20 protein-coding genes and 5 pseudogenes are annotated in these 20,852 nt (G+C 61.8%); 18 read left to right on the top strand and 7 right to left on the bottom strand.

Features of this window, described 5'->3' with window-relative positions; all coding sequences use genetic code 11:
* Window positions 1–429: 429 nt before the first annotated feature.
* Both AB3X89_RS36780 and AB3X89_RS36775 read left to right on the top strand, forming a co-directional pair.
* The gene (locus AB3X89_RS36780) at window positions 430–1,221 is read left to right on the top strand and encodes a hypothetical protein (RefSeq protein WP_368587601.1); all 792 of its coding nucleotides are present in this window, start codon (window positions 430–432) and stop codon (window positions 1,219–1,221) included.
* Complete coding sequence (locus AB3X89_RS36775; RefSeq protein ID WP_368587600.1) at window positions 1,209–3,350, top strand: DUF927 domain-containing protein; 2,142 nt, start codon at window positions 1,209–1,211, stop codon at window positions 3,348–3,350. Before AB3X89_RS36780 ends, AB3X89_RS36775 begins: the two co-directional genes overlap by 13 nt.
* Before the next feature lie 334 nt (window positions 3,351–3,684).
* On the opposite strand, the pseudogene AB3X89_RS36770 reads toward AB3X89_RS36775, so the two are convergent.
* Window positions 3,685–4,473: pseudogene (locus AB3X89_RS36770) on the bottom strand (N-6 DNA methylase); the annotation flags it as partial.
* Between the two features lie 384 nt (window positions 4,474–4,857).
* Between AB3X89_RS36770 and AB3X89_RS36765 the strand changes: the two are divergent.
* Both AB3X89_RS36765 and AB3X89_RS36760 read left to right on the top strand, forming a co-directional pair.
* The gene (locus AB3X89_RS36765; protein WP_368587599.1) at window positions 4,858–5,055 is read left to right on the top strand and encodes a hypothetical protein; all 198 of its coding nucleotides are present in this window, start codon (window positions 4,858–4,860) and stop codon (window positions 5,053–5,055) included.
* Window positions 5,055–5,432 (top strand): hypothetical protein, encoded by a 378-nt coding sequence (locus tag AB3X89_RS36760; RefSeq protein ID WP_368587598.1) that lies wholly within the window; start codon window positions 5,055–5,057, stop codon window positions 5,430–5,432. The genes AB3X89_RS36765 and AB3X89_RS36760 overlap by 1 nt, the downstream gene beginning before the upstream one ends.
* A gap of 13 nt (window positions 5,433–5,445) precedes the next feature.
* Here the strand turns inward: AB3X89_RS36760 and AB3X89_RS36755 are convergent, their stop codons facing one another.
* A complete protein-coding gene (locus AB3X89_RS36755) occupies window positions 5,446–6,591 on the bottom strand; it encodes a tyrosine-type recombinase/integrase (RefSeq protein WP_368587597.1) in 1,146 nt (381 codons plus the stop codon).
* Window positions 6,592–6,664: 73 nt separating this feature from the next.
* Between AB3X89_RS36755 and AB3X89_RS36750 the strand changes: the two are divergent.
* Window positions 6,665–6,763 (top strand): annotated as a pseudogene (locus AB3X89_RS36750) (hypothetical protein); the annotation flags it as partial.
* A 130-nt stretch (window positions 6,764–6,893) separates the two neighbouring features.
* On the opposite strand, the gene AB3X89_RS36745 reads toward AB3X89_RS36750, so the two are convergent.
* The 3 genes and pseudogenes from AB3X89_RS36745 to AB3X89_RS36735 all read right to left on the bottom strand — a co-directional run.
* Window positions 6,894–7,076: a hypothetical protein gene (locus AB3X89_RS36745; protein WP_368587603.1), complete on the bottom strand. Its 183-nt coding sequence runs from the start codon at window positions 7,074–7,076 to the stop codon at window positions 6,894–6,896.
* Between the two features lie 126 nt (window positions 7,077–7,202).
* A pseudogene (locus tag AB3X89_RS36740) lies at window positions 7,203–7,520 on the bottom strand (KUP/HAK/KT family potassium transporter); the annotation flags it as partial.
* A gap of 19 nt (window positions 7,521–7,539) precedes the next feature.
* Window positions 7,540–8,817, bottom strand: a pseudogene (locus AB3X89_RS36735) (KUP/HAK/KT family potassium transporter); the annotation flags it as partial.
* Window positions 8,818–9,290: 473 nt separating this feature from the next.
* On the opposite strand from AB3X89_RS36735, the pseudogene AB3X89_RS36730 reads away from it, so the two are divergent.
* The 3 genes and pseudogenes from AB3X89_RS36730 to AB3X89_RS36720 all read left to right on the top strand — a co-directional run.
* Window positions 9,291–9,458: pseudogene (locus AB3X89_RS36730) on the top strand (DUF2827 family protein); the annotation flags it as partial.
* Window positions 9,459–9,498: 40 nt separating this feature from the next.
* Window positions 9,499–10,290, top strand: coding sequence for a DUF2827 family protein (locus tag AB3X89_RS36725; protein ID WP_368587602.1), 792 nt, complete (start codon window positions 9,499–9,501; stop codon window positions 10,288–10,290).
* Between the two features lie 121 nt (window positions 10,291–10,411).
* Entirely contained in the window at window positions 10,412–11,011 is a 600-nt protein-coding gene (locus tag AB3X89_RS36720) for a 2'-5' RNA ligase family protein (protein WP_368587596.1), read from the top strand.
* A gap of 64 nt (window positions 11,012–11,075) precedes the next feature.
* On the opposite strand, the gene AB3X89_RS36715 is transcribed toward AB3X89_RS36720, so the two are convergent.
* Entirely contained in the window at window positions 11,076–11,312 is a 237-nt protein-coding gene (locus tag AB3X89_RS36715; protein WP_368587595.1) for a hypothetical protein, read from the bottom strand.
* Window positions 11,313–11,527: 215 nt separating this feature from the next.
* Between AB3X89_RS36715 and AB3X89_RS36710 the strand changes: the two genes are divergently transcribed.
* The 10 genes from AB3X89_RS36710 (at window position 11,528) to AB3X89_RS36665 (ending at window position 20,653) form a co-directional block, all read left to right on the top strand.
* Entirely contained in the window at window positions 11,528–11,929 is a 402-nt protein-coding gene (locus tag AB3X89_RS36710; RefSeq protein ID WP_368587594.1) for a DnaJ family domain-containing protein, read from the top strand.
* The gene (gene tadA, locus AB3X89_RS36705) at window positions 11,926–12,666 is read left to right on the top strand and encodes a tRNA adenosine(34) deaminase TadA (protein WP_368587593.1); all 741 of its coding nucleotides are present in this window, start codon (window positions 11,926–11,928) and stop codon (window positions 12,664–12,666) included. The genes AB3X89_RS36710 and tadA overlap by 4 nt, the downstream gene beginning before the upstream one ends.
* A gap of 26 nt (window positions 12,667–12,692) precedes the next feature.
* Window positions 12,693–13,619, top strand: a complete 927-nt coding sequence (gene ldcA, locus AB3X89_RS36700; protein ID WP_368587592.1) for a muramoyltetrapeptide carboxypeptidase — start codon at window positions 12,693–12,695, stop codon at window positions 13,617–13,619.
* Window positions 13,620–13,936: 317 nt separating this feature from the next.
* Window positions 13,937–14,650 (top strand): GntR family transcriptional regulator, encoded by a 714-nt coding sequence (locus AB3X89_RS36695; protein WP_368587591.1) that lies wholly within the window; start codon window positions 13,937–13,939, stop codon window positions 14,648–14,650.
* A gap of 368 nt (window positions 14,651–15,018) precedes the next feature.
* A complete protein-coding gene (locus tag AB3X89_RS36690) occupies window positions 15,019–16,500 on the top strand; it encodes an NCS1 family nucleobase:cation symporter-1 (protein ID WP_368587590.1) in 1,482 nt (493 codons plus the stop codon).
* A gap of 56 nt (window positions 16,501–16,556) precedes the next feature.
* Complete coding sequence (locus AB3X89_RS36685) at window positions 16,557–17,387, top strand: aspartate/glutamate racemase family protein (protein ID WP_368587589.1); 831 nt, start codon at window positions 16,557–16,559, stop codon at window positions 17,385–17,387.
* Window positions 17,388–17,597: 210 nt separating this feature from the next.
* Window positions 17,598–18,548: an allantoinase PuuE gene (gene puuE / locus AB3X89_RS36680; RefSeq protein WP_368587588.1), complete on the top strand. Its 951-nt coding sequence runs from the start codon at window positions 17,598–17,600 to the stop codon at window positions 18,546–18,548.
* Complete coding sequence (uraD, locus tag AB3X89_RS36675; protein ID WP_368587587.1) at window positions 18,545–19,066, top strand: 2-oxo-4-hydroxy-4-carboxy-5-ureidoimidazoline decarboxylase; 522 nt, start codon at window positions 18,545–18,547, stop codon at window positions 19,064–19,066. Before puuE ends, uraD begins: the two co-directional genes overlap by 4 nt.
* A gap of 67 nt (window positions 19,067–19,133) precedes the next feature.
* On the top strand, window positions 19,134–20,144 hold the full coding sequence (gene alc, locus AB3X89_RS36670; protein WP_368587586.1) for an allantoicase: 1,011 nt from the start codon (window positions 19,134–19,136) through the stop codon (window positions 20,142–20,144).
* Window positions 20,141–20,653 (top strand): ureidoglycolate lyase, encoded by a 513-nt coding sequence (locus tag AB3X89_RS36665; protein WP_368587585.1) that lies wholly within the window; start codon window positions 20,141–20,143, stop codon window positions 20,651–20,653. The genes alc and AB3X89_RS36665 overlap by 4 nt, the downstream gene beginning before the upstream one ends.
* A gap of 87 nt (window positions 20,654–20,740) precedes the next feature.
* Here AB3X89_RS36665 and AB3X89_RS36660 read toward each other — a convergent pair.
* Window positions 20,741–20,852 (bottom strand): transposase (locus AB3X89_RS36660; protein ID WP_175813658.1); only part of this gene is annotated, 112 nt, incomplete at its 5' end.

The following is a 20,852-nucleotide window of genomic DNA, read 5'->3' as shown; positions in this document are numbered from 1 at the left end:
CAAACGCTGGGCCCGGCAACGCTCGGGGAACGCCGGAGCCCGATCGACAGGTCAACGCCAAGGCAGCTCGGCCAATCCCAGCACGGGTCAGATCGGTCCGACGTTCGAGGCGTATTTTGGACTGAGTATCCCAGCAATCGTAAGCGGCGCTTGCGCCACCTCAGAAGAGCAGCGATAGCGAGGAATTTTTTCGGCCTGAATTTGTTTCGACTGCAAAAAAATCTGCCCTATCTTCCTCCTCGTAGAGCGGTCTGAACTAGCAGAAACTTTGTTACATGCCGGTATGTTCCGGTGCACAAGTTAACAAAGTTATGAAATCGCAAGTTCTTCAAAATTACACGCCTGATGGCAGGATGTTTGGCGCAACCCCTCCGGTGTGCTGTCCGATGTCGTGCAGCATTCCTTGCAGCCCTACGACTGGGGGGCAGCATGAGTGATGTCGCCATAATTGACAGCACTTCGCGCAGCGAGCACCTTGAGATCGCTACGCTGAAGGACCTTCAGGCCCTCGCCAGCGCCGTTACCTCGCCTCCCTTTGAGCAGATCGCCGCTGTAGCGCTTGAGCACTTCGACGTTGTTGTCGAAGACATTCTCCGTCTCGATGGCGAGCGTCGTGGCAAAGAATTCGTTGCATACAACCCGCGTCGTGACGACCGTGAGCGTGGGTCGTTCTCGATCAACACGGAGACGGGTCGCTTTGCTGATTTCGCCTGCGACGACGAAATCAAAGGCGGTGATCTGATTGCCCTCGCTGCTTACGTCTGGGACTGCGGCATGGCGGTGGCTGCCAGGCGTTTGCTGGACGAACTCGAAAAGCGGCAGATCGAAATGCCGTCGAACACAGATAACATTCCCGTGCGTCGTCAGCCGGTTGTGCGTCAGGTCGTTCGGAACGAAGTAATGTCTCCAATTCCCGAGGGGAGCCCGGAGCTTGACGTTCGCCGCTTTGTCGCTCGTGGTTCGATCCTTGAGGGTCGCTACGACTACGTTGATGCTAACAACTGCCTGTGCTTTGTCCAGTTGCGTTTGCGCTTGGCGGATGGAACGAAATCCTTCCGCACGTTGCGGGTCACAAGCGGGGATGACGGCTCGCTGCGCTGGACTGGTGGCATGCCGCTTGGCCTGCGTCCGTCGAGGGCGATCAAGGCGCACCGGTCTTCGTCGTCGAGGGTGAAAAGGCTGCACTCGCTTTGCGGGGACTGTGGGCTATGGTCGTTGTGACCTCTGCGAGCGGTGCGAAGGCCGCGGCTAAGACCGATTGGTCTCCGCTCGCAGGGCATCCGGTTGTGATCTGGCCGGATAACGACGAGGCTGGTCTGAAATATCAGGACCAGGTGATCGAACTGATTCGTGCGTCTGGCCCGTCGACCCCGATCAAGGTCGTCGATGCAGAAGGGATCATGCGCATCCTGTGCGAGGCTCAGGGGTGGGCGTATGACGAGAAGGCCGATGAGCTAAAAGGGTGGGACGTCGCCGACATTGCACAACTTGGCTTTGCTGGGGATGTCGTTCGAGATTGGGTGAAAAGGTCATTGATCGATGTACCGGTCCCATTGGGGAACGATGGGCAGATCAGGCAGATCGTAACGGTGGAGAACGGCGACTCGGTGACGTGGGCATCGGGCAAGAGCTATACCGTGGACGATGGAGGCGTAACAGTATGGAAGTCTCAGAAGGGCGAACTGGTGCCTTTGAAAGTGTCTTCCCGCGTCGAGATACTGCGACAGCTTCGTGATCGTCAAAGCACGGGCTGGAGCCTAGAACTCCGCTTGCATAAGCCTGACGGCGAACAGCAAACGATCGTAATGCGGCGTGCGACGCTGTCTGACGCTAAGGTTTTTCGGGAGACGTTCAGCGATCTCGGAGTGCTTGTCTACAACTGGGTCGAATTCCACGACTACCTGGCTCATGCACAGACCCGCGAAGCGCATGAACTCGTTCGCTGCGTGGGCTGGTTTGGCATGAACTATGTGCGGGCTGATCGTATTTTCGGTCTGGGCGCTGAATCGATGGCTCGTGATCCGGACGCTCCGGCGTGTGCTGCGTTCGGTCAACAAGGTACGCTCGAAGCATGGAATGAACAGATTGGCATGCGTTGCGCGGGAAATTCTCGCCTTATGCTTGCGGTGTGTGCTGCGTTGGCGGGCCCGTTGTTGCGCTTTATTGATGGGGAAAGCGGGGGGCTGCACCTAGTTGGACCGAGTAGTGTCGGCAAGACAACGGCATTGCGGGTAGCCGCATCGGTCTGGGGGCGCCCGGACGACTTCATTCGTTCGTGGCGCTCCACCTCGAACGGGTTGGAGTCCGTTGCTGCGGGGCTGAATGATGGCGTTCTGCTGATCGACGAAATGAACCAAGCCACGCCGCAGGAAGCCGGTGACGCGGTGTACATGCTGGGCAACGGCAAGGGAAAGACGCGTATGACCCGCCATGGTGTCGTCGCGCCGATGTTTAAGTGGCGGCTCGTATTCGTTTCGACGGGCGAAATTCCCCTCCAGGATCATTTGGAGTCGGCAGGAAAGACTGCTCGGGCAGGGATGGAGGTCCGGCTCCTAAATGTTCCGGCTGACGCCGGCTGTGGTTACGGTATGTTTGATACTTTGCATGGGGCTGACACTAGTAAAGCATTGGCCGACCACCTGCGGGCGTCAACGTCGAATACGTACGGCGTCGCTGGTGATGCGTGGCTGACATACTTGACCGAGCAGATGGTCGAGCAAGGGCAGGAAGCATTCGGCGAAATGATGAGGGGGCGCATGGCTGAACTCGAAGCCCGGTTTACCCGCGAGAGCGCAGACGGTCAGGTGACTCGAGCGGCACGCCGTTTTGCGCTGCTGGCACTCGCAGGCGAGGCGGCTGTGGATGCAGGCGTTGGAGGCTGGGGGGCGGGCGATGCGACGACAATGATGCAGCGATGCTTCGATGCGTGGATCGACGAACGAGGTGGGGTAGGATCGGGAGAGGAGGCGCAAGCGCTGCGGCAGGTACAGCTATTTTTTGAGCAGCACGGGCAGTCCAGTTTCCAGCGCATTGAGTCGGGGCTGTGCGGAGAGTCGGTGGATAACAATCGCACCGTCATAAATAGGGCCGGGTATTTCAGCGAATCGACGGATGGGGGACGTATATTTCATGTCTTTCCCGAGCCGTTTCGAAATCGTGTTTGTAGTGGGCTGAACTGGAAGTTCGTGCTTGAAGTGCTCCGGAAGCATGGACTGTTGCTGCGTGATACAGGTCAATCTGCGAGGGTGCCGGGACTTCGAGGGGCGAACTCGATCCGTTCGTACTGGATCAGCGAGCGCATTGTTGGGTTCGATCCAGCAGGGCGGCCGAACACAGCACCCGAAAATTGAGGCGATGCAAACAGGAGGAAACGTGACGGTCGTGACAGGCCGTCGCAGCGATGGCTGCCGTGGAAGGCCCGCAGAGATTGGGTTGTAACAATGTGACTGTTGTGACGGGAAGGACACGCATTGGCACGCTTTCAAGTTCGAAGACCGGAAGCGATTCGCACTTGTAGCATTAGCGAACGGTCTTCAAACCAACGTCACAATCGTCACAACGTCATCATTCGCCAACGCCAAGGACTTCCGCCGTTACAGTGGGACCGTCGGCTCGACACGTGCGTCACATGTGCACGTATCGGCTGCACTTTGCAACGTCGAGTGATCTATTTATCTTTGCCGTTGAACTGTCGATATACCTCGGGATATTGAGGTTGAAGTCGTTGTCAGCGATTTCCGAAACGGGCACAAGCCGCGAGAACTTCGGTATTTCGGTCTGCTTGTTGAATGCGTCAACGATCTTGTGAATGTCCTGCGCTCGCAGGCGATTCTTGTTGCCGTCCTTCGCGTAGCCCTTGCTGGCGTCGATCATGAAGATGCCCTTGCGGGCTGCAGCGTGTTCCTTGTCGAGAACGATGACGCACGCCGGAATGCCCGTGCCGTAGAACAGGTTGGCCGGGAGACCGATGATGCCCTTGATGTAGCCCTGTTGCACGATTCGCTTCCGGATAACACCTTCCGCACCGCCCCGGAACAGAACTCCGTGCGGCAGAATCACGGCTCCCTTACCCGTGCTTTTGAGCGAGGTCAGAATATGAAGCAGGAAGGCGTAATCGCCGTTCTTTTCTGGGGGAGTGCCGTAATCGAAGCGGTGATACAGATCGTTGGTCGGGTCCAACCCGTTGCTCCACGCCTTGGTCGAGAATGGAGGGTTGGCGACGACGAAGTCGAAGGTCTTGAGAAAGCCGTTTCGCTGCACGAAGTGAGGACTTGACAGGGAGTTGTCCCTCCAGATTTCTGCCGTCGGGCAGTCATGAAGGATCATGTTCATCTTGGCAAGTGCGGACGTGGCGTTGTCCATTTCCTGGCCGTAGATGGTCAGATCAACGCCAGCGGTGCCCTTGGCTTCGTCGTGGGCTTTGATAATTAGCGATCCAGAGCCGCATGTTGGATCGTAAATCGTCTGGTCGGAACCGGTCACTTCACGGTCCAGATTCGCCAGCATGAATGGGACGGTGGGATGACGAAGAACTGCGTTTAGCCTGCCGGTTCCAAGTCCGACAGACAAGTCCATCTCAGTCACGACATGATTGACGCAGAGATATATATTTTTGTTCGTCACAAACGTCACATTGTCACAACCCACGGCTGGCGGGGCTTTTCAGGCAGTTGACTCCGTCACGCATTCGTCACTCCGTCACAAGCCCCGGTCAAGCCAACCTTCCCCAAGTTATCATGACCGGCAAGCAGGTCAAGTTTACGAGAATTCACCCGCCAGCCGATAACAAATTAAAATAAATTTAGATAAGAACAAGTCAAGAAATTGTCTTGACGTTGACAACCAAATGGGGGAGAAATGTTCAATTCTGAAAATTATGTTCGTACCGCTGTAGACCGGATCGGCGGCCCGACCAGGACCAGTAACCTTGTTGGTGCGAGTAATGCGACGATTCATGCTTGGCTCAAGAATGGCCGCATTCCAAACATAGACAAGGCTCGCATCGTCGCCAAAGCGGCGGGAATGGAGGTTCAGGTGCTGCGGGGGACACGTTGATGGATATCGCCACGCTCAGAAATGTGCTCGAGCATCGTATCGAGATCAGCCCGGTAACCGGGAGACCCCGCTTCAAGGCACTGCACAATGACGTCCTGTTCTACATTGAACGGCTGGGTGGCACCGCAAAATCTGCGAAGCTGCTGGGTGCATTCCCCGCGGATGTCGAACAATGGATCGACGAACACCATGTTCCGCAACCCTTTGCCGACCGGATCCACGATCTTACAGGCGCACAAGTGTCTGTAATTCAGGAACCGCCGACGGTGTTGATCGGGGAGGCTTGTGTCTGGCCACCGGTCCGTAGCAGCGACATCCAGAAAAGGTTGAGGCTGCCGCCGCTTGCGGAAGATGGCGCCACACGCATCGATTCATAAGGTTTTGCGTATTTTATTTCGGGCTATCATGTCCTGGTGGCAGTTCAAGCGACCTGTTCAAACCTGTGCCGACCGAAGGAGGTGTTGCTGTCGCTGATTGCGAAATCCGATCCAGCTTCTCGATCAGAAGCCCTGTTTGCAGATGGCTGTAGCGCTTCAGGCATTGCATCGTGCGATGGCCAGAGATGCTTGCGACCTCGATCAAGTTGAATCCACTTTCAACCAGCGAGCTGATGCGTTCATGTCGCAGGTCGTGGAACCGAAGATTCTGCAAGAACGGATCACGCTCAAGTTCCCTTGCGGAGATGCCCCTTTCTCGCGCTTCAGCTTCGTATGCATGACGGGCGCGTCGCACTGCGCGCTGAAATGCACCTGACAAACTCGTACCGTTTTTTTTGAAGAGCTTTCCATCCGTCCGGCGGGGCAGCGCATCAATTGTTTGAGTCGCCTTAAGCGATAGTGGGACTGTACGAGTGTCTCCATTCTTGGTGACCGGAAGCCAGACCACACGCTTGCTAATGTCGATGAATTGCCATTCCAGGCCCAGGATCTCGGAACGGCGCATTCCGGTTTCGACTGCCAGCTGCATGATCGTCTGCAGGTCGGGAGCAAAGCGGGCGGCATGAAAAACATGATCAAACTCAAGACGACTGACGCGCCTTTCTCTTGCCTTGCTGTTCGGCGGTTTGCGAATCCCGCTGATCGGATTGGTGTCGAGCATCAGCCAGTCTCGTTGGCACACCGTCAACACCGCTGAAAGGCAGTCGATGTATCGGCGTGCACTGGCGGGCTTCAGGGAGGAACGAACCAGCTTATCCCGTTCCGTGACGAGATCATGCCTTGAGATCTTGTTCACCTGACAGCTTCCAAGCGGCGAGCTTTTCCAGAATCGAAGCAGATACTGCTCCGCTTTTTGTCCTCGTTTGGCGGGAAGGACCTCGGTGCAATAGCGGTCGATGGCATCTGCCAGCGTGCACTGGGCAGACGGTGAAGTCGACTTGCTGCGCTCAACGTTGCGGTCGCCATAATGCTCCAAAATGATTCTCTGCTGTGCTTCCCAGCGTCGGGCTTCGGCTTCGGTCCCGAAGCTTTGGCTGGCTGTGTGGCCGTTGACGGTGAGTCGAACCTGAAATTTGCTACCGCGTAGACGAATGCTCATTGCTCTGACCCCTTGGACAGAGCCTGGACAGACACGAACTGGAACCGCGTGAACCCAAGCCAGGCAAGGCTTCGGCCATGTGTCGAACCGAATCATCAATGAAGTGCGCGGGATCAACCGGGTCGTCTATGACATCTCGGGCAAGCCGCCTGCGACAATCGAGTGGGAGTGATCGGGCGTCTCGACCGTACCGGCACGACCTGATAACACAACACATCAAAGCCCGCGTTTTTCGCGGGCTTTTTTGTTTTGGGCCGCCGGATTCGCAGGCTTTGAACGGCGCTGCGATTGATGCCGGCATGTCAGACCAGATCGAGCCGCGCCCCCATCTCGACGACGCGATTCGGCGGCAACCCCAGGTGAGCGGTCGCATTCAATTCGTTTTTGCGCAGCAGCGAGAACAGGCTCAGCAGCAAATAGCGTCCCGGACGCCGCTTCGTCTGCACCGTCAGCGATTCCCGCCCGAGGTAGAACGTGGTCGACATCGGGTCATAAGCCGTGCATCCCGCGTGACGCAGCGCCTGTTCGAGAAGCTGCGGTACGTCCAGCATTTCTAGGTAACCGTAACGACCGACGATCCGCACGAAGCCCTGATCGAGGCGCTGCACCTTGAAGCGGTCGCTTTCGTCGACGCGCGGAATCTCCTCGGTCAGCAAGGTCAGCAGCACGACCTGTTGATGCAGCACCTGATTGTGCTTCAGGTGATGGAGCAGGGTGGTCGGCACCGAGTCGCCGGCGGCCATCAGAAATACGCCCGTGCCATGCACGCGGTACGGCGCAGCCGAGGCGATGCTTGCGACGAATGCGTCCAGCGGCAACTGCGTATCCGCGCGGGCGCGTTTCAGCGCTCGCAGCCCGATCAGCCACGACGTCGAGATCAGGAAGGTTAAACGTACCGATGGTGAGCGGCAGCCAGCCGCCTTCGGCAAACTTCATCGCGTTCGCCGCGACGAAGGCCACGTCCACCACCATGAAAAGCCCGGCCACGAGCGCGACACGCCAGATCGGCCAGTTCCAGCGCACGCGCGCGAATGCGGCGAACAGCATGGTCGTGATCAACATCGTCGTCGATACGGCGATACCGAAAGCGGCCGCGAGACTATCCGAGCTGCGGAAGCCAAGCACCACCGCGATGGTCGCGATCATCAGCACCCAGTTCAGACCCGGCAGATAGATCTGCCCCTCGGCGCTCGACGACGTGTGCTTGACCGTCACGCGCGGCGACAAGCCTAGCTGCGCCGCCTGGCGCGTCAATGAGAACACAGCGGAAATCAGCGCCTGCGACGCGACGATGGTCGCCAGCGTGGCAAGCACTACCATCGGATACAGGCCCCAGGACGGCACTGTCGTATAGAACGGCCGCGACGCGGCACTCGCATCGCGCAGCAGCAATGCGCCCTGACCCAGATAGCTGACGGTCAGCGCGGGCAACGCGAGTCCATACCACGCGAGACGGATCGGCCGCGCGCCGAAGTGGCCCATGTCGGCGTACAGCGCTTCGCCGCCGGTCAGGCACAACACGACGGCGCCCAGTGCTACGAAGCCCTTGAAGCCGTTATGCGCGAAGAACTCGATACCGGTAAGCGGGTTGAACGCAGCGAGGATGGCAGGTGTTTGCACGAGCGACGCCAGCCCCAAGCCGAAGATGACGACGAACCAGACCGTCAGAATCGGACCGAATGCGACGCCCACGCGTCCGGAGCCCAGCGGCTGCACCGCGAATAGCGCCACCAGGATCACCACGGTGATCGGCACCGTGTAATGCGCGAAGGCGGGCGTCGCCACTTCGATCCCTTCGATCGCGCTCAGCACCGAGATCGCAGGCGTGATGACGCCGTCGCCATACAACATCGCGGTGCCGAACATCGCCATGAACACCCAGCGCAACGCGCCCGCGCGAGTCACGCGGCCGGTGCGCTCGCCGACCAGCAACGCGAGCAGCGCAAGCAGTCCGCCTTCGCCGCGGTTGTCGGCCTGCATCAGCACCAGCACGTACTTGCCGCTGACCATCAGCAGCAGCGACCACAGGAACAGCGAGACGATGCCGATCACGTTCGCGTGCGTCGGCGCGACGCCGAGCGAGCCGCCGAAAGCGGCTTGCAATGCATACAGCGGGCTCGTCCCGAGGTCGCCAAATACGATGCCGAGCGCGGAGAGTGCGAGTGCGGCCGTACCAGTCGCGCGATGCGGGGACGGCGAAGCCCGCAGAGTTTGGACGTTGTTCATGGGTTATTCAGATCCGGAGATGACGTCGGCAGGCGAGGGCGATGGCATCGACAGTCTGCTCGACAGAATGTTGCTGTGCCGATTGCAATGCTTTGAATCCCATGAGTCGGATTGACGATCGAATTCGGTGTCGTGCTGCGCGTACCATGCAACGAATCGCGCCTGTCCGCAATGACGGTTAACCCAAGGCACACGTAGCTACGAGCGATGAGTCGACTGGATGCGTAAGGTGAGTGTTCAGATAATGAAAGAAGGGTTTGCGTACGCGCGCAGGTTGGGAACTGACTTCACACGGCGCAGCCTTGATTCGACGAACTTCGCCTCGGGTCGAAGTTGCCAAACCCGGCGGGATGCTCAGTAATCCTGCTGACACTCGTCGACGGCCAGCCAGCACAATCCGCTCGAAAGGCGGTTCGGCCCTCTGTTCACATTTGATGACATTGGCGCAAACATCATCGAGGAAAATGGGCGCCGACCACGCGACCATGCTGCACTTCGCGAACTCGCTGAATCTCGTACGCGAGCACAAGGCGGTGTTTCATGGGCGTCACCATATCGTCGTTGCACATCGGTGGCGCAACGAGCAGAACTACAGCTTCCCCGACGCGTTGTGCGGCGACTATCCGCTGATCCACAACTCCGCGTGGTTGAAGGACGCGGGCGACTGCTACCCCCTTCGAGATTCGCCAGGGCGCGGCGCAACTGCAGCGTGCGGTCGATCACCACGCGGCGCAACTCGATGGACTTCTGATTGCCGCCGCTCCCTATCACGAGATCTGGACGCTGCCCGAATATGAAGCGAGCTGTGCGCCGTATTTCGCGAGCCTGTTCCGCTGCCCGGTGCGCCTGATGCCCCATCTATGGAGCCCGATGGTATTGGAGCGCGAGGCGACGAAGCTGCCGCAACATCGGAACGTCGGTTACCGGCCCGGACGCAGGCGCTGGCGCGCGGGCATCTTCGAACCGTACATCTGCATGGTGAAGGCGAGCTACGTGCCGCTGCTGGTCTGCGAGGCCGCGCACCGCGATAACCCCAACATGCTCGAGCACGTGTTCGCGTACAACAGGTTTCATCTGAAGAAGCACGTGAGCTTCAACGGCTTCGCGCGCAGCCTCGATATCGTGCATCACGGGCTCGCGTCGTTCGAAGGGCGTTTTCCGTTTCGCCAGGTGGTGGCCGGCGACTTCGATGTGATCGTCAGCCATCAGTGGGAAAACGCGCAGAACTATGTGTACTACGAGGCGCTGTATGGCGGCTATCCGCTGATCCACAACTCGCATCTGATCGGCGCTTGCGGGTATCGCTACGACGACTTCGATTGCGAGGAGGGTGCACGCGCGTTGCAACTCGCGTATGCGGAGCACGACGCCGATCTCGATGCCTACCGGCGCGCCGAGCATTCGTTGTCGCCGGCCGCTGAGTCCTTCATCGAGCTTTGGTACAAGCGTATCGGCAAGCCGGCCGGCCTGTAGCGCGTTGTCATTGCGCATGGCCTGTCATACTGTATGAATATACAGTAACATGGCTGCAATGAGCCGCTTGTGCGGCGGTGTGCGAATCGGTGGAAAAATTCAGCGAGGGGAACGAGGCGCGATGCCTGAACAACTGTGGTTGCCCAGGCTAGAGGCGCCGCCGCCGCCCACCGACGGGCTCTTTTTCGCCGTTTATCCGGATGCCAATGCCGCAGTCGGCATGGCGAAGTTCGCGCAGCAGCTTTGCGCGGACGTACGCGGGCGCACCGGCGTGCGGGGCAAAGCGCTCACGGCGAACCGTTTGCACGTGACGCTGAGGCATCTCGGCAATTTCGCGGGCGGCTTGCCGGAGGATGTGGCGGAGGCGGCGAAACGGGCGGCCGCCGCGGTCAGCATGGCACCGTTTACGGTCGAATTCGACGCGATCGCCAGCTTCGCGAAAAGGCCGCGGCTCGGGCCGGCGGTGCTGGTCGGCGAGCACGGTGTGCGCGGACTGCAGGCGCTTCACGATGCGCTCGAAGCGAGCTTGCGGGACGACGGCATCGAGCCCGATACACGCTTTACGCCGCACGTGACGCTGGCGTACGGCATGCCGTGGATCGAGCGCCGTCCGGCCGAGCCGGCATGCTGGAACGTGCGCGAGTTTGCGCTGATGCACAGCCTGCTGGGGCGAACCAAACATATCGTTCTCGCGCGCTGGCCGTTGGTGGGGCAAAGCTGAGGGAGGGGCGAGGGCGCGTTGGCCACCGCGGTGTCGAATGCGCGGGTGTATCGCCTGGCAACCGTTAGAACCGCACGCTTGTCCCGCAGCCCCCGGCATAGGCGCCACCGCTTGCCGCGGCGCCGGCGCAAAAGACGCCGCAGCCGGAAAGCAGCAAGGCCGCGGCAATCGCCGCCAGCGCGGTACCCACGCCGATGCGCCGGGACGCGTGCGGGCTCCCTCGCACCGCCTGCATCGCGCCGATAGGGCGCGGATGCACGACGGGGAAAGTACTGGGACCGCTGATCGGTTTGAATGACATCGCGGCATCGACTTCGACGGGAGGCCAATCCTGGCGTGCCGCGCCAGTCAAGCGCTGCGCGCATCGTACGGCTCGATGACTTACTCTAAGTCGACGCTGAAGCACCGTCAAAGGCCGAATAGCCGGGAAATCGGCGCTTTTATGCCATCGACGGAGCACTGAACGCCCGTGCGCTCCCTGATAGAATGCTCGGGCCGCAACGTAGTGGATTGCAGATGAAATTGCTTGATGCGCTTGTCGAACAGCGTATTGCCGCCGCCGCCGCGCGCGGAGAGTTCGACGACTTGCCGGGTGCGGGCGCGCCGCTGGCCCTCGATGACGATGCGTTGGTGCCGGAAGAGGTGCGCGTCGCCAACCGGATTCTGAAAAACGCGGGCTTCGTGCCGCCCGCCGTCGAGCAGCTTCGCGCGCTGCGCGACCTGCAAACGGAGCTGAATGCCGTGAGCGATCAGGCGACCCGTTGCCGGCTCCAGGCCCGCATGCTCGCGCTCGATATGGCGCTCGAATCGCTGCGCGGCGGCCCGATGGTCCTGCCGCGCGAATATTGCCGCCGAATCGCCGAACGTCTGTCGGAACGCGTGGGCAATGTCGATGTGGCCGAAGCAGGTTCACAGTGAACGAGCCGCTCGCGTGTGCTGCCTCGATCGGCTCTTCGGCGCAAACCGAGGACGGCGAGAAATCCGTCGACGCTAGCATCGGCGCAGTGTCCGCGCTGGCGCCTGTGCAACCTGTGGCCGGTCCCGCCATCCCTCCCGGCAATTCCGAAGCGCCCATCGTCTCCGAACGCGACTTGCGCTTCATGGCGCTCGCTCAGGCCGCCGCCGAAGAAGCGCGCGCAACCGGCGAAGTACCGGTCGGCGCGGTGCTGGTGCGCGGCGACGAAGTCATCGCCACAGGCTTCAATCATCCGATCGGCGCGCACGATCCGTCCGCGCACGCCGAAATGGTTGCACTGCGCGCGGCTGCGCAGTCGCTCGAAAACTATCGTCTGCCGGGTTGCGAACTCTATGTGACGCTCGAGCCTTGCCTGATGTGCGCCGGCGCGATCATGCACGCGCGCATCGCGCGTGTCGTGTTCGGTGCGCGCGATCCGAAAACGGGCGCGTGCGGCAGCGTAGTCGATGCGTTCGCGAATCCTCAGCTGAACCATCACACGACGGTCAGCGGAGGTGTCCTCGAAGCCGAATGCGGTGCCGCGCTCAAGTCGTTTTTTGCCGAGCGTCGTCGCGCGAGCCGCGCAGCGCGCGCGGCGGCACGTGGTGAAGCGACTGGAGTGGCTGAAGGCTCCGTTGGCACCGCCACGGACTCCGCCGCACCCCCCAGCAGCGAACCGCCTCCAAGCACGCCGCTCTAAAACAACAACGTCCAACGGGTCTCGCCATGACCGCTCATCGCACCATCGAACTGATTGCGCCATCCGGCTATCCGCATGATCCGGAGGTGCTGCATCGCGCGTTGCATCGGCTGCGGGCGCAGGGGCATCGGGTCGACGGCGAGGAGGCCGCGAAGCGCCGCTACCAGCGCTTCGCCGGCACCGACGGCGAGCGCGCGGCCGATCTGAACCGGCTCGCCGATCCATCGCGCGAATTACCCGATGTCGTGCTGGCCGTGCGCGGCGGCTACGGCGCGGTGCGCATCCTGCACGGTCTCGACTACGAAGGGCTGCAGCGGCGGCTCACCGATCAGCCGATCGCGCTCGTCGGTCACAGCGACTTCACCGCGATCCAACTGGCGCTGCTCGCGCGTGCCGGCGTGAAGACCTTCGGCGGCCCGATGCTGATGAGCGATTTCGGCGCCGAGGAGCTCAGCGAATTCACGATGCGGCATTTCTGGTCGGCATTGACGCAGCCGACCCTCACGATCGCGAGCAACACGCCGCAAGCGCAGAACGTCGACGTGACGGGCACGCTGTGGGGCGGCAATCTGGCGGTGGTGGCGTCGCTGGTCGGCACGCCGTACATGCCGCCGGTGCAGGGCGGCATCCTGTTCGTCGAAGACGTCAACGAGCAGCCGTTCCGCATCGAGCGGATGATCTATCAGCTGCATCTGGCCGGCATCCTCGCGCAGCAGCAAGCGCTCGTGCTCGGTGACTTCACGGGCGGCAAGCCCTACGACTACGACAACGGCTACGACCTGCAGGCGATGGTCGAGCAAGTGCGTTCGCTGATCGGCATTCCGGTCGTGACGGGGCTGCAGTTCGGGCATGTCCACAACATGGTGACGCTGCCGGTCGGCGCTAATGCGCATCTGGTCGCCGATGCGCATGGCTTCAGGCTGACGGCGTCGGGCTATCCGAGCCTTGGCTGAAGCCCGCGTGGGTGAGGAGAGGCGGGCGGATAGCCCGCTTTTTTGCGTCATTAATGCAACTAACCGTCAGCATTATTCAGCTCGCCACCTCCCACACCCTTCGCCAATATTTTCAGTTTTTGTTGACAAAAACCGAGCCGACAACAATCGGCTTGGCCGCGCCATAACGCGGTAAGATTCCCGCCAGACAGCCGCGCCGCTTGACTTACAGACTGTCTCTGACGCAACGCAGCACGATAACTGTCGAAAATCGACGCAAAAATTGTTGACAATATTTGTGTCCGTCCTATGATGACCAACATACCGAGACGCCAATCATGTCCGACACCGAATCAGTCGCGGGCAGTTCGAAGCCCGAAGCAATCGCCGAGCGCATCCGCGCCGCGATCCTCGAGCATCGGCTGGCACCCGGCGCGAAGCTCACCGAAGCTCAGCTATGCGAAGTATTTGGTGTGAAGCGCGGCCCGATCCGCCAGGCGCTTTCGCAGCTGGCGGGTGAGCGGCTCGTCGATCTCGAGCCTAACCGTGGCGCGTTCGTCGCGAGTCCGTCGTTGCAGGAGGTGCACGAGGTGTTCGAAATGCGCCGCATCATCGAGCTGGCCGTCGTCGAAAAGATCTGTAGCGGACACGGCATGCGGCGTCTGAAGAACATCGGCGGCATGATCGGCCGGGAGCGCAAGGCATTTGAAACGCGCGATTTTCCGGCATGGATCCGTTTGTCGGGCGAGTTTCATACGGAGCTTGCGAACCTGACCGGCAACTCGGTGCTGTGCGATTGCCTGAACGGGCTGGTCGCGCGTTCCACGCTGATTTCCGCGCTGTACGAATCGCTCGGACGCAGCCCGTGCTCGTTCGAGGACCACGAAGCGATTCTCGCCGCGCTCGACGCCGGCGATGCGAAGCAGGCGGCCGCGCTGATGTCGCGCCATCTGCAAAGCGTCGAGTTGAAGATGCTGGAGCGCCCCGCGCGCGGTGCAGCGGATCTGCACGAGGTATTCGGCGCGCTCGCGCCGAAAGAAACATCCACGTAAAGAGCCGAAGCCGACTCCACCCCAGGCTGAGGCAAGTAGCAGGCGAGCGCCCGTTGCCGGTGCGCGCCGCACTGAATTGAACTGAACCGATAGATGCACGGCAGGGCGGCCTCGCGTGAGCGCCGCCGGCCTGAGCACGCACGTCCGTCGCAAGACGACGGACCTCAGGGTAGCGACGCATCGCCGGAAATCCGCGGCGGCTGGCGATGCGACAACCACAAGTACGTCAGTACGGAGACACGCGCGGCACGGTCCGGGACCACGACGCCGACTTCTGCGACCCACACAGGGCAAGAAGCGAGCAACTGGCATGGCCGATGCAATGTCCGTCGATGCGCTTTCGACGGTCCCTATCCAAAGGAGGAATCATGGCTCAGTTCAGTGCAGCGCCAGGCAGTCACCCCATCTCCAACTATCCGGAAGGCACGGCCCAAACCGATCCGTCGATGCCGGCTGGCTACAGCGAGCGACTCTACAACGCGGACCTCGCGCCGCTGCGCGCGCAGAACTGGACCGCGTACAACATCTTCGCGTTCTGGATGTCGGACGTGCATAGCGTGGGTGGCTACGTATTCGCGGGGAGTCTCTTCGCGCTCGGCCTGACGAGCTGGCAGGTGCTGGTCGCGTTGCTCGTCGGCATCACGCTCGTGAACGTGCTGTGCAACCTGATCGCGAAGCCGAGCCAGCTGAACGGCGTGCCGTACCCGGTCGCGTGCCGGGCGACCTTCGGCGTGCTCGGCGCGAACGTTCCCGCGGTGATCCGCGGCCTGATCGCGGTCGCGTGGTATGGCATCCAGACCTATCTCGCGTCGAGCGCGCTCGTGATCGTCGTGCTGAAGTTCGTGCCGCAACTGCTGCCCTATGCCGACGTGCATCGGCATGGCCTGCTCGGTCTGTCGACGCTCGGCTGGGCCGGCTTCATGCTGCTGTGGGTGCTGCAGGCGCTGGTGTTCTGGCACGGCATGGAGACCATCAAGAAGTTCATCGACTTCGCCGGGCCGGCCGTCTACGTCGTGATGTTCATTCTCGCCGGCTACATGGTGTATCGCGCGGGCTGGCGCAACATCGGCATCAACCTCGGCGGCGTCAAATATCACGGCATGGAAGTGGTGCCGGTGATGATCACGGCGATCTCGCTGGTGGTGTCGTACTTCTCCGGACCGATGCTGAATTTCGGCGACTTCTCTCGCTACGGCAAGACCTTTCGCAGCGTCAAGCGCGGCAACTTCTGGGGCCTGCCGGTCAACTTCCTCGCGTTCTCGCTGGTGACGGTGATCACGACCGCGGCCACGCTGCCGGTGTTCGGCGAGCTGATCACGGACCCGGTCGAGACGGTGGGCCGCATCGACTATCCGATGGCCGTGATTCTCGGCGCGCTGACCTTCACGATCGCGACGATCGGCATCAACATCGTCGCGAACTTCGTGTCGCCGGCCTTCGACTTCTCGAACGTCGCACCGCGTCTGATCAGCTGGCGTGCGGGCGGCATGCTCGCTGCGGTCGCGTCGGTGTTCATCACGCCGTGGAACCTGTTCAACAATCCCGCCGTGATCCACTACACGCTCGACGTGCTCGGCAGCTTCATCGGACCTTTGTACGGCGTCCTGATCGTCGATTTCTACCTGGTCAAGCGTCAGAAGATCGTGCTCGACGATCTGTACACGGTCGCGCCGAACGGCTCGTACTGGTATCGCAACGGCGTCAACTATCGCGCGGTGGCCGCGTTGCTGCCGGCCGCGGTGATCGCGGTGATCTGCGTGATGGTGCCGGGACTCGACGGCCTCGCGAATTTCTCGTGGTTCATCGGCGCGGGACTCGGCGCGTTGTTTTACCGGATGCTCGCACGCTGAGCTTCACGGAGCGCCAGGTTTTCGCCGCTGCAATAACGAGTCGAACAGGAGTCGCCATGCGTATCAAACTGATCAATCCGAACACGACGCACCGCATGACCGAGGCGATGGGGCGCTGCGCCCGCGAGGTCGCCGCGCCCGGCACCGAAGTGATCGCCATCAATCCGACGATGGGCCCGCCGTCGATCGAAGGCTATTACGACGAGGCGCTCGCCACGCCGGGTCTCCTCGCCGAAGTCGCGGCCGGGGAGCGCGATGGCTGCGACGGCTACGTGATCGCGTGCTTCGGCGACCCGGGTCTCTATGCGGCGCGCGAGTTGGCGCGCGGTCCGGTGATCGGCATTGCCGAGGCGGCGATGCATGCGGCGAGCGTGCTCGCGCCGGGCTTTTCAGTCGTGACGACGCTCGCGCGCACCTGCGGCATGGCCTGGCATCTGGCAGAGCGCTACGGGATGAAGCGCTTCTGCCGCAACGTGCGTGCCACCGACGTCGCCGTGCTCGATCTCGACAAGCCGGGCTCCGCGGCGCGCCGCATCATCCTCGACGAATGCCGGCGTGCGCTCGACGAGGACGGCTCGGACGCGATCGTGCTCGGTTGCGCGGGCATGGCCGAGCTATGCGTGGAGATCGAGGACGCGCTCGGCGCGCCGGTGATCGAAGGCGTGACGGCGGCCGTCAAATGGACCGAGGCGCTGGTGGCGCTGCGACTCGCGACGGCCAAGCGCGGCGACTACGCACGGCCGCTCACGAAGCGCTACGACGGCGCGCTGGCGTCGTTCAGCCCCGGCCCGCTGCGGGTAAACGCCGACTCGGCGCAGACCCAGGCGGACACCCAGACGGACACCCAGACGGACACCCAGACGGACACCCACATACACTCGCTGTAACACGCACTATCTGCCCGGCCGTATGGGCTCACCGGGGTGTTTTCGCTACACTGGGTCAACTCGGTGCGGCGGCTTCGGCCGCCGCTGAAGCCTCCAGACGAGCGCTTGCAAAAGCCAATCACGCCGTCGCTGCCGAGCGGTTTCGAGCCCGAGCTTCATGCGTGAGCTTCACGCGAATTCCTGGTCCCGTCACTACGCATCCGTCAAACCATGCCACTCGACCCGAACTACCCACGCGATCTGATCGGCTACGGCCGCCACCCGGTGCACGCGAACTGGCCGGGGCGAGCGCGCGTCGCGGTGCAATTCGTCCTGAACTACGAAGAGGGCGGCGAGAACTGCGTGCTGCACGGCGATCCCGCATCCGAGCAGTTCCTGTCGGAGATCGTCGGCGCGGCGGTCTATCCGGCGCGGCATATGAGCATGGAGTCGATCTACGAATACGGCTCGCGCGCGGGGGTGTGGCGCATCCTGCGCGAATTCGAAAGACGTGACCTCGCGCTGACGGTGTTCGGCGTCGGCATGGCGATCGAGCGGAATCCGGAAGTCGCGCGGGCCTTCGTCGAACTCGGGCATGAGATCGCATGCCACGGCTATCGCTGGATTCACTATCAGGACATGTCGCCGGACAAGGAAGCGGAGCACATGCGCCTTGGCATGGAGGCGATCGAGCGCGTGACCGGCGTGCGGCCGCTCGGCTGGTACACCGGCCGCGACAGTCCGAACACCCATCGGCTGGTCGCCGAATACGGCGGCTTCCTGTACGACTCCGACTACTACGGCGACGACCTGCCGTTCTGGATGGACGTCGAGGTGGCGGGCGGCAAGAGCGTGCCGCAACTGATCGTGCCGTACACGCTCGACACCAACGACATGCGCTTCGCGACGCCGCAAGGCTTCAATACCGCGGACCACTTCTTCACCTACCTGCGCGACGCGTTCGACGTGCTTTACGAAGAGGGCGACGAAGTGCCGAAGATGCTGTCGATCGGCATGCACTGCCGGCTGCTCGGCCGGCCGGGGCGTTTCCGCGCGCTGCAGCGCTTTCTCGACCACATCGAACAGCACGATCGCGTATGGGTGTCGCGGCGCGTCGATATCGCGCGGCACTGGCACGAAACTCATCCTTACCAACAGGACGACCGCGAGGCTGCGGCATGAAGGCGATGCAATACACCCTGGACCAACTCAACAGCCTCTCGACCGACGCGTTCGTCGCGACGCTGTCGGGCATCTTCGAGCACTCGCCTTGGGTCGCGGAGATGGCGGCGCGGCAGCGGCCGTTCGCGAGCATCGACGAGCTGCATCAGAGCATGTCGCAGATCGTCGAAACCTCGGGCGAGGACAAGCAGCTCGCGCTGATCAACGCGCACCCGGAGCTCGCCGGCAAGGCCGCGGTGCGTGGCGAGCTGACCGCCGAATCGACCCGCGAGCAAAGCGGCGCCGGGCTCGCGCAATGCACGCAGGAAGAGTTCGACAAACTGCATGCGCTCAATCGCGCGTATCGCGAGAAATTCGGCTTTCCGTTCATTCTCGCGGTGCGCGGCTACGACCGCCACGGCATCATCGCGAACTTCGAATCGCGCGTGAACAACAGCCGCGCCGACGAAATGCGCGCGAGCCTCGATCAGATCTATCGCATTGCACGTTTGCGGCTCGACGACCTGATCGGCGCGTGACGCGCACCGCGTCACGCAGCGAGCCGAGACGTTTTTTCCGCACCAATCGATATCAAGGACGACAAAGATGGCACTTCCGATTCTCGACCCCAACGCACCGGAATTCACGCGCCGTTACGTGAACCTGGCGGACCCGCGTCTGGGCGCGCAGGCGCTCGAGGCTAGCGACGAATTCTTCGCGCCGAAGGACCGCATGCTGAATCCGGAACCGGCCGTCTTCATTCCGGGCAAGTACGACGACAACGGCAAGTGGATGGACGGCTGGGAAACGCGCCGCAAACGCACGACCGGCTACGACTGGTGCGTCGTCAAGCTCGCGCGGCCAGGCGTGATCAAGGGACTCGACCTCGACACCAGCCACTTCACCGGCAATTTCCCGCCGGCGGCGTCGGTGGAAGCGGCGCGCGTCGTCGATGGCGAGCCGAACCAGTCGACGCCATGGACCGAGATCGTGCCGTCCACCACATTGCAGGGCAATAGCCACCATTACCTCGAAGTCGGCGACGCGAACGCGTACACGCATCTGCGCGTGAATATCTATCCGGACGGCGGCATTGCGCGTCTGCGCGTGTACGGTCAGCCGCAGGTGGACTGGGCCGGCGCGAGCCGCACCCAGCAGTTCGATCTCGCGGCGATGGAAAACGGCGCGTATCTGGTCGGCGCGAACAACCAGCACTTCGGCGCGGCCTCGACGCTGCTGATGCCGGGTCGCGGCGTGAATATGGGCGACGGCTGGGAAACGCGCCGTCGTCGCGAGCCGGGCAACGACTGGGCGATCATCGCGCTCGCACAGCCGGGCGTGATCCGCAAGATCGAAGTCGACACCGCGCACTTCAAGGGCAACTATCCGGATCGCTGCTCGATCCAGGCCGCGTACGTGAAGGGCGGCACCGACAGCTCGCTCGTCACACAGGCGATGTTCTGGCCGGTGCTGCTCGGCGAACAGAAACTGCAGATGGACAAGCAGCATTTCTTCGAAAGCGAGATCGCGGCGCTCGGGCCCGTCACGCATGTGCGCTTCAACATCTATCCGGACGGCGGCGTGTCGCGTCTGCGTCTGTGGGGGACGCTCGAATGAAAACGCTCGCCATCGAACCGCTGACGAAAGAGGCGTTCGCCGCATTCGGCGACGTGATCGAACTCGAAGGCGCGAAGCAGATTCCGATCAACCTCGGCACGTCGATCCGCTATCACGACCTCGCGAAAGTCGACGTGACCGACGAGCACGGCCGCACGCTCGTCAATCTGTTTCGTGGCCAGCCGCGCGCGCTGCCGTTCGAAGTGAAGATGCTCGAGCGTCATCCGCTCGGCAGCCAGGCATTCGTGCCGCTGAACGACAAGCCGTATCTGGTCGTCGTCGCGCCAGCGGGCGAACTCGATGCGGCGAAGATCCGCGCGTTCGTCACGAGTGGCTGGCAGGGCGTCAACTACGCGAAGGGCGTATGGCACCACCCGCTGATCGCGTTGGGCGAGGTGAGCGACTTTATCGTCGTCGATCGTGGCGGCGAGGGGCTCAATCTGAACGAACAGGATCTGGCGGAGTCGCTGTGGCTCACGGAAGATGCGTTGAGCGCGGTGGCGGTTTGATGGCAATGCAGCTGCCGGGTCGCCGGCAGCGTTGTGGTTGAAAAGAAAAGCCCGCGACGTGTGTTACGTCGCGGGCTTTTTTTCGGTTCATCGAGGATTTCCGGGGAACGCGGCGCGGATTTTGAGGAAGAAGTACTCCTCGTCGCGGTACCCGTAAGCTCTGCGCTTGATGACCTTGATCGTGTTGTTGATCCCTTCA

Source organism: Paraburkholderia sp. BR14320, assembly GCF_040948665.1.
Lineage (GTDB): Bacteria > Pseudomonadota > Gammaproteobacteria > Burkholderiales > Burkholderiaceae > Paraburkholderia > Paraburkholderia youngii.
This window is presented reverse-complemented; position numbering and strand designations above follow the sequence as displayed.

Coding starts and splice junctions, on each gene's coding strand:
- AB3X89_RS36780 (WP_368587601.1), top strand. CDS start 430: ATGAGTGATGTCGCCATAATTGACAGCACTTCGCGCAGCGAGCACCTT.
- AB3X89_RS36775 (WP_368587600.1), top strand. CDS start 1,209: ATGGTCGTTGTGACCTCTGCGAGCGGTGCGAAGGCCGCGGCTAAGACC.
- AB3X89_RS36765 (WP_368587599.1), top strand. CDS start 4,858: ATGTTCAATTCTGAAAATTATGTTCGTACCGCTGTAGACCGGATCGGC.
- AB3X89_RS36760 (WP_368587598.1), top strand. CDS start 5,055: ATGGATATCGCCACGCTCAGAAATGTGCTCGAGCATCGTATCGAGATC.
- AB3X89_RS36755 (WP_368587597.1), bottom strand. CDS start 6,591: ATGAGCATTCGTCTACGCGGTAGCAAATTTCAGGTTCGACTCACCGTC.
- AB3X89_RS36745 (WP_368587603.1), bottom strand. CDS start 7,076: ATGTCGACCACGTTCTACCTCGGGCGGGAATCGCTGACGGTGCAGACG.
- AB3X89_RS36720 (WP_368587596.1), top strand. CDS start 10,412: ATGCCTGAACAACTGTGGTTGCCCAGGCTAGAGGCGCCGCCGCCGCCC.
- AB3X89_RS36715 (WP_368587595.1), bottom strand. CDS start 11,312: ATGTCATTCAAACCGATCAGCGGTCCCAGTACTTTCCCCGTCGTGCAT.
- AB3X89_RS36710 (WP_368587594.1), top strand. CDS start 11,528: ATGAAATTGCTTGATGCGCTTGTCGAACAGCGTATTGCCGCCGCCGCC.
- ldcA (WP_368587592.1), top strand. CDS start 12,693: ATGACCGCTCATCGCACCATCGAACTGATTGCGCCATCCGGCTATCCG.
- AB3X89_RS36695 (WP_368587591.1), top strand. CDS start 13,937: ATGTCCGACACCGAATCAGTCGCGGGCAGTTCGAAGCCCGAAGCAATC.
- AB3X89_RS36690 (WP_368587590.1), top strand. CDS start 15,019: ATGGCTCAGTTCAGTGCAGCGCCAGGCAGTCACCCCATCTCCAACTAT.
- AB3X89_RS36685 (WP_368587589.1), top strand. CDS start 16,557: ATGCGTATCAAACTGATCAATCCGAACACGACGCACCGCATGACCGAG.
- puuE (WP_368587588.1), top strand. CDS start 17,598: ATGCCACTCGACCCGAACTACCCACGCGATCTGATCGGCTACGGCCGC.
- uraD (WP_368587587.1), top strand. CDS start 18,545: ATGAAGGCGATGCAATACACCCTGGACCAACTCAACAGCCTCTCGACC.
- alc (WP_368587586.1), top strand. CDS start 19,134: ATGGCACTTCCGATTCTCGACCCCAACGCACCGGAATTCACGCGCCGT.
- AB3X89_RS36665 (WP_368587585.1), top strand. CDS start 20,141: ATGAAAACGCTCGCCATCGAACCGCTGACGAAAGAGGCGTTCGCCGCA.